Source organism: Selenomonas sp. AB3002 (genome assembly GCF_000702545.1).
GTDB classification, from domain to species: Bacteria; Bacillota; Negativicutes; order Selenomonadales; family Selenomonadaceae; genus Selenomonas_B; species Selenomonas_B ruminantium_A.
In genome coordinates, this window is sequence record NZ_JNIO01000002.1 from 85,139 (window position 1) to 99,273 (window position 14,135).

14 protein-coding genes are annotated in these 14,135 nt (G+C 55.0%); 3 read left to right on the forward strand and 11 right to left on the reverse strand.

The window, feature by feature from the left end; genetic code table 11:
- Positions 1-13: 13 nt before the first annotated feature.
- Positions 14-1,579, reverse strand: a complete 1,566-nt coding sequence (gene rny, locus P159_RS0100640; protein WP_029540507.1) for a ribonuclease Y — start codon at positions 1,577-1,579, stop codon at positions 14-16.
- A gap of 214 nt (positions 1,580-1,793) precedes the next feature.
- On the opposite strand from rny, the gene P159_RS0100645 reads away from it, so the two are divergent.
- On the forward strand, positions 1,794-2,084 hold the full coding sequence (locus tag P159_RS0100645) for a hypothetical protein (protein WP_029540509.1): 291 nt from the start codon (positions 1,794-1,796) through the stop codon (positions 2,082-2,084).
- Here the strand turns inward: P159_RS0100645 and P159_RS0100650 are convergent, their stop codons facing one another.
- Positions 2,085-3,125, reverse strand: a complete 1,041-nt coding sequence (locus P159_RS0100650) for a nucleoside/nucleotide kinase family protein (RefSeq protein WP_072004087.1) — start codon at positions 3,123-3,125, stop codon at positions 2,085-2,087.
- Between the two features lie 158 nt (positions 3,126-3,283).
- On the opposite strand from P159_RS0100650, the gene P159_RS0100655 reads away from it, so the two are divergent.
- Complete coding sequence (locus P159_RS0100655; protein ID WP_318253497.1) at positions 3,284-4,342, forward strand: M48 family metallopeptidase; 1,059 nt, start codon at positions 3,284-3,286, stop codon at positions 4,340-4,342.
- Positions 4,343-4,360: 18 nt separating this feature from the next.
- Positions 4,361-5,419, forward strand: a complete 1,059-nt coding sequence (locus tag P159_RS0100660) for an AI-2E family transporter (RefSeq protein ID WP_029540513.1) — start codon at positions 4,361-4,363, stop codon at positions 5,417-5,419.
- 73 nt (positions 5,420-5,492) lie between these two features.
- Here the strand turns inward: P159_RS0100660 and P159_RS0100665 are convergent, their stop codons facing one another.
- From P159_RS0100665 to P159_RS0100705, 9 genes are all read right to left on the reverse strand, one after another.
- Entirely contained in the window at positions 5,493-5,879 is a 387-nt protein-coding gene (locus P159_RS0100665) for a desulfoferrodoxin family protein (RefSeq protein ID WP_029540514.1), read from the reverse strand.
- A gap of 310 nt (positions 5,880-6,189) precedes the next feature.
- A complete protein-coding gene (htpG, locus tag P159_RS0100670; RefSeq protein ID WP_029540515.1) occupies positions 6,190-8,154 on the reverse strand; it encodes a molecular chaperone HtpG in 1,965 nt (654 codons plus the stop codon).
- Between the two features lie 190 nt (positions 8,155-8,344).
- On the reverse strand, positions 8,345-9,097 hold the full coding sequence (locus P159_RS0100675) for an ABC transporter permease (RefSeq protein ID WP_080705858.1): 753 nt from the start codon (positions 9,095-9,097) through the stop codon (positions 8,345-8,347).
- Complete coding sequence (locus P159_RS0100680; protein ID WP_029540517.1) at positions 9,094-9,867, reverse strand: ABC transporter ATP-binding protein; 774 nt, start codon at positions 9,865-9,867, stop codon at positions 9,094-9,096. Before P159_RS0100680 ends, P159_RS0100675 begins: the two co-directional genes overlap by 4 nt.
- A 9-nt stretch (positions 9,868-9,876) precedes the next feature.
- Complete coding sequence (locus P159_RS0100685; protein ID WP_318253498.1) at positions 9,877-10,788, reverse strand: MetQ/NlpA family ABC transporter substrate-binding protein; 912 nt, start codon at positions 10,786-10,788, stop codon at positions 9,877-9,879.
- A 65-nt stretch (positions 10,789-10,853) separates the two neighbouring features.
- Positions 10,854-11,714 (reverse strand): hypothetical protein, encoded by an 861-nt coding sequence (locus P159_RS0100690; protein WP_029540520.1) that lies wholly within the window; start codon positions 11,712-11,714, stop codon positions 10,854-10,856.
- A gap of 6 nt (positions 11,715-11,720) precedes the next feature.
- Positions 11,721-12,143: a DUF3783 domain-containing protein gene (locus P159_RS0100695; RefSeq protein WP_029540521.1), complete on the reverse strand. Its 423-nt coding sequence runs from the start codon at positions 12,141-12,143 to the stop codon at positions 11,721-11,723.
- 9 nt (positions 12,144-12,152) lie between these two features.
- Positions 12,153-13,022 (reverse strand): NYN domain-containing protein, encoded by an 870-nt coding sequence (locus P159_RS0100700; protein WP_029540523.1) that lies wholly within the window; start codon positions 13,020-13,022, stop codon positions 12,153-12,155.
- Between the two features lie 32 nt (positions 13,023-13,054).
- Positions 13,055-14,080, reverse strand: coding sequence for a DUF2939 domain-containing protein (locus P159_RS0100705; protein ID WP_029540525.1), 1,026 nt, complete (start codon positions 14,078-14,080; stop codon positions 13,055-13,057).
- Between the last annotated feature and the right edge of the window lie 55 nt (positions 14,081-14,135).

Consider the following 14,135-nt stretch of genomic DNA (forward strand, 5'->3'; position numbering starts at 1 on the left):
ATTTACTGAATTCTTACTTGGCGTAATCCACCACGCGGGTCTCGCGGATGACCGTAGCCTTGATCTGGCCAGGATACTCAAGCTCATCTTCAATGCGCTTGACGATATTGTGAGCCAGAGCTGCAGCCTCGGCATCATCCACCTTGTCCGGCTTCACCATGACGCGGATCTCGCGGCCTGCCTGGATGGCGAAGCAGCGCTCCACGCCCTCGAAGGACTCGGCGATTTCCTCCAGGCTCTTGAGGCGCTTAAGGTAAGACTCAAGGCTCTCACGGCGGGCACCGGGACGGGCAGCGGACACGGCGTCAGCTGCTGCCACCAGCACGGATTCCACGCAGGTAGGCTCACAATCACCGTGATGGGAAGCCACGGCGTTGATGATATCCTTGGACTCGCGGAACTTGCGGGCAAGGTCTGCACCGATGGCGGTATGGGAACCCTCCACCTCGTGGTCAATGGCCTTGCCGATGTCGTGGAGGAGACCTCCCCGCTTGGCCAGCATTACGTCACAGCCCAGCTCTGCCGCCATGACACCAGCCAGATGAGAAACCTCGATGGAGTGATTCAGCACGTTCTGGCCATAGCTGGTGCGGTAGCGCAGACGGCCCAGGAGCTTCACCAGCTCCGGATGGATGCCGTGGACACCAGTATCGAAGGTGGCCTGCTCGCCGGCCTCCTTGATGCGCTGGTCAACCTCCCGCTTGGCCTTCTCCACCATTTCCTCGATGCGGGCAGGGTGGATGCGGCCGTCCTGGATGAGCTTCTCCAAAGCAATGCGTGCAATCTCCCTGCGCACCGGGTCAAAGCCGGAAAGAATCACAGCCTCGGGCGTATCATCAATGATGAGGTCAATGCCCGTCATGGTCTCCAGGGTGCGGATATTGCGACCCTCGCGGCCAATGATGCGGCCTTTCATTTCATCGTTAGGCAGAGCCACTACCGAAACAGTAGTCTCAGCCACGTGGTCTGCAGCGCAGCGCTGGATAGCAGTGGAAAGGATTTCGCGTGCCTTCTTGTCTGCTTCATCCCGAGTCTGCTGCTCGTATTCCTTGATTTTCATGGCCTTCTCGTGCTGGAGCTCTTCCTCCGTCTCGGCCATGATCATGGTGCGGGCTTCCTCAGTTGTCAGGCTTGAGATACGCTCAAGCTCCGCTTTCTGCTGGGCATGGAGTTCATCAACCGCCGCCTGGGTCTTGTCCAGCCGCTCTTCCTTGCGGGACAGAGTGCTTTCCTTCTTCTCCAGGGACTCCAGCTTCCTGTCCAGATTCTCTTCCTTCTGGACAATCCGCCGCTCCTGGCGCTGGATTTCACTCCTGCGCTCCTTGGTGTCACGGTCAAGTTCCTGACGCTGGCGATGTATCTCTTCTTTGGCCTCAAGCAAAGCTTCTTTCTTCTTGGTCTCTCCCTGCTGCCTGGCTTCTGCCACTATGCGCTGGGCTTCTGTCTCTGCCGAGCCAATCTGTGCTTCTGCGGTGCGTTTGCGAGCCGTATAGCCTGCGGCTGCGCCGATAACTAGTGCAACTATTACCGCTAATATTACTGTAACGATAATACTCACCCCCCTTTTCTTTTTTTTCATGCTTTAATTTTCATCTGTGTGTATGGCACACCCATACGTATATATTCTAATGTTTTTCCCTGTCTCTGTCAAGGAAACATACCGTCTGCGAGTCTTAGAAAACACTATGTGAATTTCATTTAATGCTCGCTGATGGGTGGCAAAAATTCCCGCTTTGCGGTACAATGTAACATGTTTGGATTTGGTTGACTTATGTAATTTGGAGGAACACAATATGCTCAAATGCAGCAAATGCGGCAAAACCTTAGAGGATAAAGATGCTCTGGTGCACAAGGACCCCGAGGGCAACCAGCACATCATCTGCCACGACTGCTTCAAGGAGGCAACCGGCGTTGACTACCAGACCTTTGCCTTCCGCAAGGAAAACGCCAAGCAGACCTTCTTTGCAGTGCTCTTCTGCCTGGCGGCCACCATCTACGCCTTTATGGAAAAAGGCCCCCTGTACGGAGGCCTGGGCATTATCCTTACCATTTTAGTCTACATTTTCGCCAGCAAGGCAAAATAATCACAGGGAAAGTATCCGGCGCACCGCTTCGGGCTTAAGGTCAAAGCGGGCACAGAGCTCCGCCTCTCCCATGCCCCCCTTGTAAAGACGGCGTATGATGTCATCCCGGGCCATGAGAAGGCCTTCTATGAACCCCTTCTCGTAAGCCCCCTTGCCTTCCGCCTTTTCCTGGGGGGTAAGCTGGGACATGCGGCGGGCCAGGGAATTCAGGAGAGGCGAATCTCCCAGTGTCACATCGGGCTTCTTCCAGAGGGCTTCCCTGTCCACCATCTTCACCTTGGGGGTGCGCTTCAGCAGGCGGTAGTCCCCGTCAGGCAGCATCTGCCAGGTTTCATCGGCAGGCCAGGAGTCATTCAGGACCCGCTCCACATTCACCCTGTCGCTCTGCTGATAGAACCTCTCCGCTTCCTGCCGGGACTTGCCTCCCTGCACCTTGCGGCTGACCAGGCGCTCCTTCAGGTCCTCGGCCCTGGCCTCAATGAAAACCGTATAATCCGCATATTCACGCAGCTCCTGCCAGCCGCCGTTGCCCAAAAGCAGCCAGTTGCCCTCCAGGAGCACGATGTCCTGACGGACGGTGATGACATCCTCTATGACGTCGTGAATACTGCGGTCGTAGACTGGCCAGCGGATGTTTTCCGTCCGCACCTGGGCCAGTTTTTCTTTTAGATGCTCCAGATTGAAAGTCTCCGGCGCCCCCTTGATGGCGGTCATGGGTACCATCCTGCCCTCCCGCTCTGTCTTGTGGGTGCGCAGGTAAGCTGCGGTGTGGTGAAAGCCGTCCAGTCCCAGCGCCTGCAGGGACACCAGCCCCTCCACTGATTGGGACAGCTTCTCCAACAGCAGGCAGAGGGTGGACTTTCCTGTGCCCGGCGGAGCTGCCAGAAGAACTATCAGCCTTCTTCCCACCGCTTTCTGTTTTCTCGACATCTGCCTCAGGAAAGGCAGGAAAAGCTCTTGTATGGCAGCCTCATTATACTGCACTTTATGAGCCAGGCCGTTGATCATGAAGCGGCAGCTGCGCCACTGTTTCTCTTTCATATTCCAGCCTCCTTGGTCGCAATTCAACTTATTCCAGCCGTTTTTTTCTTATTTCTCATTGTACTATAATCCAGCTTCTATTGCCAGCTTTCCTTTCAAGGAGTATCATGGTAGACAAGGAGGGATTTACTTTGAACAAGAAAACACTAAAAACAAAAATCGCAGCAGCCTGCCTGGCAGGCACCCTCGCCGCAGGCTTCCAGGGAGCTATGCTTCCGGCCTCAGCAGAAGCTTTGTCCACCGGCTCCGTCATTGGAGCTGTCATCGGAGGAGCAGCAGCTGCTTCCCAGGCCAACAGTTACATCAAGTATTACAACAACACCGAGCAGGGACGCCAGGAATACTTCCAGGGCATGAAGCAGCAGTACGGTGTGAACAACGATTCTTACCTCAATGAACGCCTGTCAGGTATTATGACCAACCTCACCAAAGCCATCGGCTCAGTTGACTCCACAGTTTACGATAAGCCCTATAATTACTTCATCAACAATGACCAGAGCTTCAACGCTTTCTGTGCCATGGGCCACAACATGAGCGTCAACAGCGGCCTCTTCAACGTCATCACCAATGACGATGAAATCGCCGTGGTGCTGGGCCACGAAATGGGCCACGGCCAGAAAGACCATCCCGCCAAAGGCATCAAGCGCTCCATTCTCCCCCAGATCCTGGCCAGCGCTACCAATAACATCCTGGGAGACATCCTGGCCAACACCTGGAACAACCAGGGCATCACCAAGCCCATGGAATGGGAAGCAGACAACCTGGCCTTTGAGTACATGACCCACTCCCCCTACAACCCTGGTGCCTGCGCCGCCGTCTGGCAGCGGGTCATCGACAAGGGAGGCGACAACAAGAACAGAAGCTTCGCCCGCTTCATGGCTGGCGGTTCCGACCACCCCTCCCATTCCTCCCGCCGGGACAATTACGCCAAGAAACTCACTGAATACAGCCACAAGCACGTCACCGTGCAGGACGGCAAGGTGCAGGTCAACGGCAAGGACTTTGTCGTTCCCGCCGCTGGTGCCGGCATGAGCGGCGCCGAACGTTCCTACTTCGTAGCAGGCAACCTCGCTGCCGCCTTCCATAACGGCCACAACAAATCTGCCGCTGCCGTAAACGGCGATGTAGTCATGCTGGGCGCACAGCCCATCATGCAGTGCCTGAATGGGGACGAAAGCGCCCAGGCCCTGGCAGACAGGCTCAATGCCATCAAATAACAACTAAGGAGCATTACCATGCGTATCCGCGCCTATCGAACCTCCATCATCCTGGGATTTGTGTCTGCTCTGCTGATTTCCGCCTTCTGGTACACCCAGCAGCTGGCCTTCATCATCTTCCTTTCCCTGCTGCTGAACCTGCTGCTGAATCCCCTGGTGGACAAGCTAAGCAGGAAACTCCCCCGGGGGCTGGCGGCAGGACTGGTAATGTTCTTCTTCCTGCTGGCGGGGACAGCAATCCTAACCCTGGTATCCAGCAATTTCCTGCCAACCTTCACCCGCTTCATACGCGAGTTTCCCCATATAGCAGCAAAACTGCAGGATACCTGGATCGTATACGGCCCTTCCTTCCTAAAGGATGAGCTGGACACCCTCTGGGAAAGCCTGCGGGATGCCAGCCTTGACGCCCTGAAGGGCTCCATGACCCTGATGTTCTCCGCCTTCAGCAAGTTCATCGACATGGTCATCATCTTCTTTGTGACCTTCTACCTGCTGAAGGACGGGGAAAAGATCAAAAGCTATCTGGCGGGACTTTTTCCCCATCAGGACAACAAGCGTGTCATGAGGCTCTTCAACAATATCCTGGGAGCCCTGCGCATCTACATCTGCGGGCAGATGGCCATCTGCTGCATTACAGCCACCGTGGTGTTTTTGTACTTCACTATCAGGAACCTGCCCTATGCCTCTGTCTTTGCAGTAGTTTCCGGCGTGGCGGAATTCATACCCGTGCTGGGGCCCACCGTGGCCTCCGCCTTCGGCGTGCTGCTCACCGCCACCACCAGTCCCCTGACAGCCCTGCAAACGGCAGGCTTCTATCTGGTGCTCACCCAGGTCAACCACAATCTGGTGATGCCCAATATCATCGGCAAGACCCTGAACCTGCACCCCATCGCCATCATCCTTGGCGTAGTGCTGGGAGGAGAGCTCCTGGGCGCTGCCGGTATGTTCCTGGCTGTGCCCATCATCGTCATCTGCAAGCTGGTCATCGCAGACATCTACCTGGCCCGGCAGCAGGACATGGAAAAAATGAAGACCTCCCGCTGGCTCTCCAAGCCAACAGAGGAAGACAGACCATAAGAAAAAAGCTGTGAAGCAATTGGATCTGAGCATCCATCGCTTCACAGCTTTTATTTATGCCGTCTGCCTATTTTCAGAGTTCAGCCTTCCACAAGCCATGCAGGTTGCAGTATTCAAACACCGCCACAGGCTTGTCTCCCTCGGCCAGTCTGAACACCGCCTCAGGCTTGTCCTCAGACGTCAGCTTGCACATCAGGCCGCCTTTTTCCGTCTGCACATGAATCCACTCAATCAGGTGCTCAGGCGTCATGGGATGAGACACCGATCCTACCGCCACCTTCAGAGTCCCTGTCCCGGCATCGAATTCAGCCACCGGTACATGCTTTTCCTGGGCCGCATCGGTGGTATTGGCGGTGAGCTCCGCCATGGCCTCTCCGCAGCACATCATGGTCCCCTTGCCCTCATTGATCAGTCCCACCAGATTGCCGCAACGGCTGCAACGGAAAAATCTGCTTGCCATAACTCTCCCTCCGTATTCACAACACACAGAAAATTCATACCTCCATTGTACCTAAAACCCAGGTGAAACACAAGTAAAACGTACCCGAGGGACGAAATTCCCCCGGGCAACGTTTGCATGTTGCTATTTAGAATATCGTCCCTTACATTTTCCCAAAACTTCTCGTTATCATTTCGTTACCCGCCCCCTCTTTCCCTGCCTGGCTGAAATATTTTCAAATGACATTTGATAACGTCATTATTCAAGTTTTGTCGACTGGCACAAAAAAGCCTTCCCCTTTGAGGGGAAGGCTATAATACTTTTTCTATACTTACTGAGCCATCAGCTTGGCTAGCTTGCCAGCGAACTCCACGGGGTTCTCGGGCAGGATGCCCTCGATGAGCAGGGCCTGGGTGTAGAGCAGGTCGCAGTAGTCCTTGAAGTCCTCCGTATCCTTGCCTGCAGCATGGAGGCTCTGGAGACGGGTGAAGAGCTCATGTTTCGGGTTGATCTCCAGGATGCGGCGGGCCTTGAACATGGGGTTGTTCATGTCCGCAAAGGTCTGCTCCATGGAGAGAGACGGGCCGGCTTCATCTGCCACCAGGCACACGGCGCTGGACTTCAGGCGGCTGGAAACCTTCACATCAGCTACCTTGTCACCAAGGGTCTCCTTGATATCCTTCATCAGGTCATCATTGGACTTGGCGATTTCCTCAGTCTCCTTCTTGACCTCCTGGGACTCGGCATCATCCAGGTCAAGATCACCCTTGCTGATGGAGTGGAAGTCCTTGCTGTCATACTGATGGATGGACTCGATGGCGAACTCATCCACGGGGTCCAGGAGGTAGAGCACCTCAATGCCCTTGTCACGCAAGAGCTCCATCTGCGGCAGATGCTCGATGGTCTCCTTATCGCGGGCAGTAGCATAGTAAATCTTCTTCTGGCTCTCAGGCATGCGCTCCACATACTCCTTGAGAGTCACCAGCTTGCCCTCCTTGGAGCTCATGAAGAGCAGCAGGTCCTTCAGCTTGTCGATGGTGTCGCTGCCGCCATACATGCTGTTGTAGACGCCAATCTTCAGGGACTTGCCGTACTCGTTCCAGAACTTCTCATAGTCCTCGCGATGCTTCTCCAGCTTCTTGCTGAGGGACTTAAGGATATTCTTCTCCAGAGCCTTGCCGATGGTCTTGAGCTCACGGCTCTGCTGCAAGAGCTCGCGGGAGATGTTCAGGGAAAGGTCGGGGGAATCCACCAGGCCCTTCATAAAGCGCAGGTAGTCAGGCAGCAGGTCCTTGCACTTGTCCATGATGAACACGTGGCGGGAGTAGAGCTGCAGGCCCGGCTCATAGTCCGTGTGATAGAGGTTGAAGGGAGCCTTGGCGGGGATGCAGAGAAGGGCCGTGTATTCCACAGTACCCTCAGCCTTGGTGTGGAACACCTCCATGGGGTTCTCCCACTCATGGAACTGATTCTTGAAGAACTCGTTGTAGTCCTCGTCCTTGAGCTCGCTCTTGCTCTTGGTCCAGAGGGGCTTCATGGAGTTCAGGGTGCGGATTTCCGTCTTTTTGATGGGCTCTGCATCCTTGATGGGCTCGCCCTTGTCGTCCTTGGGCTGCTCAGTCACCTCGAAGCTCATCTTGATGGGGTAGCGCACATAGTCGGAATACTTCTTCACCAGATTCTGGAGCTTGTAGTTCTCAGTGAAGTTCTCCTCAGCCTCATCACCGTAGAACTCCTTCTTCAAGGTGATGGTGATGGTGGTGCCGCGCTTCTCCTTGTCGCACTCCTCGATGGTGTAATTGCCATCAGCAGTGGACTCCCAACGCCAGCCCTGAGTCTCGCCAGCCTTGCGGGTGATGATGGTGACTTTCTCTGCCACCATGAAAGCAGAGTAGAAGCCCACGCCGAACTGGCCGATAAGCTCCTTGTCGGTCAGCTCGGAGCCCTCGCCCTGGGCTTCCTTGGCCTTCTGGATCTGCTCCAGGAAAGCCTTGGTGCCGGACTGGGCAATGGTGCCGATATTGGTGATGACCTCTTCCTTGTTCATGCCCAGGCCATTGTCAGCAATGGTCAGGGTGTGGCTGTCTTTATCAGGAATGAGGAAGATCTCGTAATCCTCATCCCCTTCCAGCAGGTCGCGGTTGGTGAGGCTCTCGAAATGGAGCTTGTCAATGGCATCGGAAGCATTGGAAATCAGCTCCCGCAGGAAAATCTCATGGTTGGTATAGATGGAGTTGATCATCAAATCCAGGAGTTTCTTGGTTTCCGCTTGGAATTCATGGGTTTCTTTAGCCATGTTGCAATTACCTTCCTTTATTTTGGAATATCATTAACTAGTTTGTTAGCACTCTCATACCATGAGTGCCAGCGTACAGATAATAATATACTACGATGGCGGCTAAAAGTCAATAAGTCAAAAAATCTCCCTGGCAAGGCAGTCATGCCTGTCCAGGGAGATTTTCCTGTTGATGAATAATTGAGCCTGCTTACTTCTGCCACCTGCAGGCTCTGGCTTCTACCATGTCGATGATGCCGAACAGGCACAGCCCTATGAGGCTCAGCACCACGATGCCTGCGTACATATCAAGGTAATTCACTCGCAGCCAGGCATCCATGATGTAGTAGCCCATGCCATACTGGGTGCCGAAGGTTTCCGTGAAGAAAAGCACGGAAATGGCGGTGGCCATGGCCACGCGGACAGCAGTGATGAACTTCGGCAGGGAAGCAGGGAAAATGACTTCTCTGAGAATCTGCCGGAACCTGGCTCCCAGGGAGTACAGGGGATAGTAAGTCTCCTCCGGGATGGCCTTGATGGCATCACGCACCGCCACGATGACCTGAAAGACGATGATGAGGAAGATCATGATGATCTTTGACATCTCCCCCACTCCTGCCAGCAGCATCAGGATGGGCAGCAGGGCAATCTTGGGAATCGGATAAGTTAGGTACACCAGCGGAGCCAGATACTTGTCCGCCTTGTGGAAATACCCCATGAGGCAGCCCAAGGGATAGCCGATGAGCACTGCTATGAAAAGCCCTGCTGCAATGCGCCAAAGGCTGTAGAGAGCATGGATGGCAATATCTCCGGCGAAAACACTTACTAGCCGCACAAAGACCTTTTCCGGCAGGGGCACAATGGGCTTGTGCATGAGCAGGGCAAGCACCTGCCAGAGGATAATCAGGAAGACAGCCCCCAGGCAATAGGCCAGCAGCACTCCTCGGGTTCTTCTGAAGTTCATGCGCCCTCACCTCCCCTGCCAGGAAGCTTGGGCTTCAGCTTTTGCCTGAGCTGCCGCCCCAGCTGGAAGAAGCGCTCATCGCTGCGGCGCAGGGGAGTCTCCCCGGTGGGATTGTCCAAAAGCTCGGCAATCTGCCCATCCTCTCCCATGACTGCAATCTGCCCCCCCAGATAGAGGGCTTCCTCCACATAGTGAGTCACCAGGATGGTGGTAATGGATTCCTGCTGCCACAGTTCCCGGAACACATCCTGCATTTCCTCCCGGGTGATGGCATCAAGGGCAGAGAAAGGCTCATCCATCAGCAGGATATCCGGCTGCAGGAGGAACACGCGGGCCAGGCTCACCCTCTGCTGCTGTCCCCCGGAAAGCTCCCGGGGATAGCGGTCAAGCAAACCAGAAAGTCCCAGTCTGGAAGCAAGCTCCTCAAGCTTCTTCTCGTCCTCCTGCTGCCAGAGCCCCTTGACCTTCCGCCCCAGACGGATATTCTCCGCCACCGTGCGCCAGGGCAGAAGGCCGTAGCTCTGGGGCATGAAGCCGATGGTCATCTTCCGGGTGTCCAGTGGCCTGCCCCCCACGGTCACCTGGCCTTCATAATCCTTGATAAGCCCTGCCGCCACCTTCAGCAAGGTGGACTTGCCGCAGCCGGAGGGCCCTATAACAGCACAAACCGTCCCAGTTGGGACGGTAAGGCTGACATCTGACAGAACCGGCAGGTTCTCCCTATTCTTTTTATATCTGACTGTCAAATGGTCAATATTTATAGCTGACATAATTTCACATCAGTTCTTGAAAAAATCCACCACAATATCGCTGTAAGTGTAGGTGTCCTTCACCAGATTCTTGGCGTTGAGCCACTTGATGCAATCCACCACATCGCTCTCCTTGGGCAGGGATGCTTCGTGATACTTGGGCAGCTTGAGAGCTTCCTTGGCCACCGGCGGGAAACCGCCCTTTTCAATCACCAGGTCCATGTACTCCTCGCGGGGAGTGTTGTTGAGATAAGCCACAGCCTTGTTGTAGGCGCGATACAGGGCCTTGATTTCGTCGCTCTTGTCCTTCACAGCCTCGCTGGTGAACATGATGACACCGGGGTTGATGCCCAGATCATCAGAGCCGGTGATCAGGCGGCAGCCGTTGTGCACGGCAATGCTGGCCATGGGCTCAGGCAGGGTAGCTGCAGAGAGCTTGCCGTTCTGGAGCATTTCCAGACGAGTGGGAATCTGGGGAATGATGACCTTGTTGATGCTTTCCCCGTCCATGCCCTCTTTGGCCAGGATCTGGTCAGTGACATATTCGATGATGGTATTGCGGGAAACGGACACATCCTTGCCAGCCAGTTCCTTCACGCTCTGGGCAGGCTCGCTGGAGCTTGCAATGAGCTTGTAGCTGCCATCGGTGAAGGAGGTGACCTTCACATCAAAGCCGCCAGACTTGGCAAAGGCCACCGCCAGCATATCGGAAACGGCACCGTCCAGGTTGCCGCTCTGGAGAGCAGAATCACGGTCCATGGCGCTCTTGTACTGCTGGATATCCACCTTGAGGCCTTCCTCGTCAAAATAGCCTTTCTCACGGGCAATGATGAAGGGCAGGGAATCCGTATCCGGCATCAGGCCGACAGCCAGCGGCTTCAATTCCTTCGCTTCCTTCTTCTCGCTTCCCTGCTGGCCGCAACCAGCAAGGAACAATGCCATAGACATAACAATTGCTGCTAACTTGAACCAATTTTTCTTCAACATCTTCACCTTCAAATTTTTATTTATCTATCACCGAGCAGCTTCTGAAGCATATCCGCCCCCTGCTGCACGTAATAAATCACCTGGTCAACGGTGCCCCGGTTCTCCTCGTAGGCGCTTTCCACCTTGCTGCGCAGTCCCTCGGCCTCACGCTTCATGGCCTGCACATCGTCAATCCTCTGGTCCAGCTCCTCCAGCATGGACTGAGCCTGGGCAATGGACTGCTTCACGGCGGCCGCTTCATCATCCAGCTGAGCACTCTGGCGGTTGTTCTCCTCCATGGCTGCCTTGCGCTCCTGCTCCTTGCCGGTCATGCGGTCAAGGAGCCTGCCCAATCCGGGCTTCTGCGCCTCCTCGGTCAGCTGGTCATTCCGGCCCTGCAGGTGAGCGGATTTCTCCGCCACCTCCTGACGGTGTGCTTCCAGGGCCTGCTTCTGGCGGGTGAGGCGCTCGCGCTCCTCTTTGAGATCAGCTTCCTGCGCCTGCAGTTTCTGTTCACGGCTCAGGAGCTGCGCCTCCTGCTGCTGTCGTTCCTGTTCCTTCTCTGCTGAGCGGTCCTGCGTCCAGCCCGCCAAGGCAAAGCCCAAGGTCAGTGCCACGAGAAAGCCTGCTAACAGGAGGATGAATTTCTTGCCGCTGGAAGATATGAAGCCCTTCGATTTTTCATGTTTTTCCCTGCGCGAAAACTGGACCGGCTCGCTCTCAAGCTCCCGCACTCCTCCATAGCGTCCCCCCGGCTGGCTTCCAGACTTGGGAAAAGGAGGCTGTATTTCCTCAGTATCCCCGGTAATGGGTGGCAGAGTCTGAGTATCTTCCAGGCTCTTTTTCCCCTGGGGGCTCATGTACTGGGTCTTGTCCAAATCATTCTTATCGCTTCTTACCATAAACGCTTATTCCTTTATCTGCTTTTGAGCTTCTTTCTCCTCCTGCTCCAGCATGGCAGCGTGCTCCTTCTGCATGGTCTCGCAAAGGCGGCGCAGGGTCCAGAGGGTGTTGAAGGGTGTCACCACGGACTTGAACTTCACCGGGGGCACGCCGCCCTCCTTGAGGGCAAGCAAGACCTGGTCAAGGCGCTTGTTGCGGATATTCTGCATGACCATGACCTCATGGGGAAAGACAAAGCCGTCATCGTCCCTGGCCACGGCAGCCTTGAATCCCTTGTTTCCCAAAAGGTAGCCCACCTTCTCGCGCCAGGCTTCCTCTGGCAGGACTTTGGTCCTGATATTCATGCGGTGGAGGATTTTCTGTATCTGCTCCAGTTTTCCCATATCCAGGAAACCGTAAAGCAAGACTTGCTCATTCTTGTTCGTCATGACGGCACCTCAACGCAAACCACGCATGATAAGGTAAGTCACCAGCTCATCCAGGGTAACTTCCTCCACCTGGCAGCGCTCCTCCAAGGCCTTTCTGAGGCTCTTGGGAATGCGCACGGAAAGGGCAGGCTGGCCCGGCTCTGCCTTGCCAGCAGTTTTGGCTGCCGTGTCTGCCTTAGCCTTGCTTTCCTGCGTCTTGGTCACTGCTGCCTTGGCAGTTTTTTCCTTGGCAGGCTTGTCATTGGTGGTCTTTTCCTTGGCTGCCTTCTCTTTCACGCTCTTGTCCTTCGGTGCCTTTTCCTTGCCGGGCTTCTCCTTTGCAGCCTTGGGCTGCTCCTTGGCAGCTTTGCCCTTGTCAGGCTTTTCCTGTACTTTCTTGCCCTTGGCCTTTTCCTGGACAGGCTCTGCTGTCCCCTGATTCTTCTTGTTCTTCACATCTTCCTCCGGAGGATAGACAAAAAACTCATTGTAAGCACTCCTAAGACTCTCGCTGGCCTGCTTGGTGCCTACGCCGATGATATAGGAAGGGGTATCTGCATTCAAAGCCTCAGCTATGTGCACGAAGTCCGTGTCCGTAGTGACGATGAAGAACTTCCGCACTCCTTCCCGGTAGAGAATCTGGGCAGAATCATGCAGGGCAGAATCCAGTGAATTCTTACCGAAGAAAGTCCTGCTGATCTGCCTGAAGGTGAAGCCCGGGCGGCGCATCAGCTTCTCCCAGCGCTTCTGCTCCGGGCGGGCATCCCAGTCGGACACCACAATGATGCGGCAGGGCTGGTAACGCTCCGCTTTTTCCAGAGTGAAATTCAGCATCTCAAAGGGTGAATTTTCTATATCATATAATATGGCAACTGTATCGTTGCTGGACTCCAATGTCATGTCGTTATTCCTTTATCCCAAAGTATTTTCCCTTATTCCCCTTCTGCAGGAGCACCTACCCGGCGTGCCAGGAATTTCTCCTCCTGCTCCAGGGTCTTGGCCTGCTTCAGCTGGCGGTCAGCCTCCCTGATGGTAGTGGCCTTCTTGTCCGTCATCCAGGCGGCATAGCCTGCAGCATAGGCAATGTGCAGATCGCAGATTCTCAGCCGCAGGTGATGCAAAGTCTGGGCTGCTGCAGGTACAGTCACGGCTTCCAGCTCGGTCTTGCGCTGCTGCCAGTCTGCCTTGATAGTTCCTTCCATGAAATTCTTCAAGGCCTTGCGGGTCTCATCACTGCCCAAGGTACCGCGGGAGAGCAGATTGTTGAACTGCTCCTGGGCCTGCATCATGGCAGCATCATGGCGTGAGATAATCTCTGCCGTGGTGTCCGCATACTGGATAAGCTGGGCGCGGCGGGCCTTGGTAAGGAACAGCACGAATTCATGGAAATTGTTTATTTCCGTTACCCGCCAGGTGCCGTCCGGCTGTTCAGTGAACTGCACATCCAGCACGAATTCCTCATTGGCCTCCTGCTGGAAAATCCGCACCTTGGCAATGGCAGTACCGGCCTCTTTGTCCTTGGCCATGCTGTCCACCTTGCGGAAGCTGGACTCGCAAATGCCTGACTTTTCCAGTACCTGAGCCGCCTCAAAGCCCTGGCTGCTTTCCTCGGACTCCTGGGTCCAGGAACCAGTATTCACATACTGCTCCACCGCCTGCTTGAAGCTGGTGATAAGAGGAGCCTTGAGCATTTGGGTGAAGTTGCCCACGGTAAACTTGGCCTCAGTGGACAAAGGCTGCTCCGCATCCATCAAGCCTTCCATCAGATCATCATAAGACTTGTCCAGCAGAGCATCCATATCCACATAGCGCTCAAAAGTCTTCTGGTCATGTTCCTCCAAAGCCCGCTCTATCTTCTGCAGAGCATAATCAGGCGTCTTGGTATAGACCTGAAAATACCAATAACCACTGCCCATTGCCAGCAGCACCAGCACCGCAAGCAGCAAATATAATTTCATCCGCAATGAACGTCCCACGGCGGTATCCCTCCCAAATAGAGAACATAAGTCCACG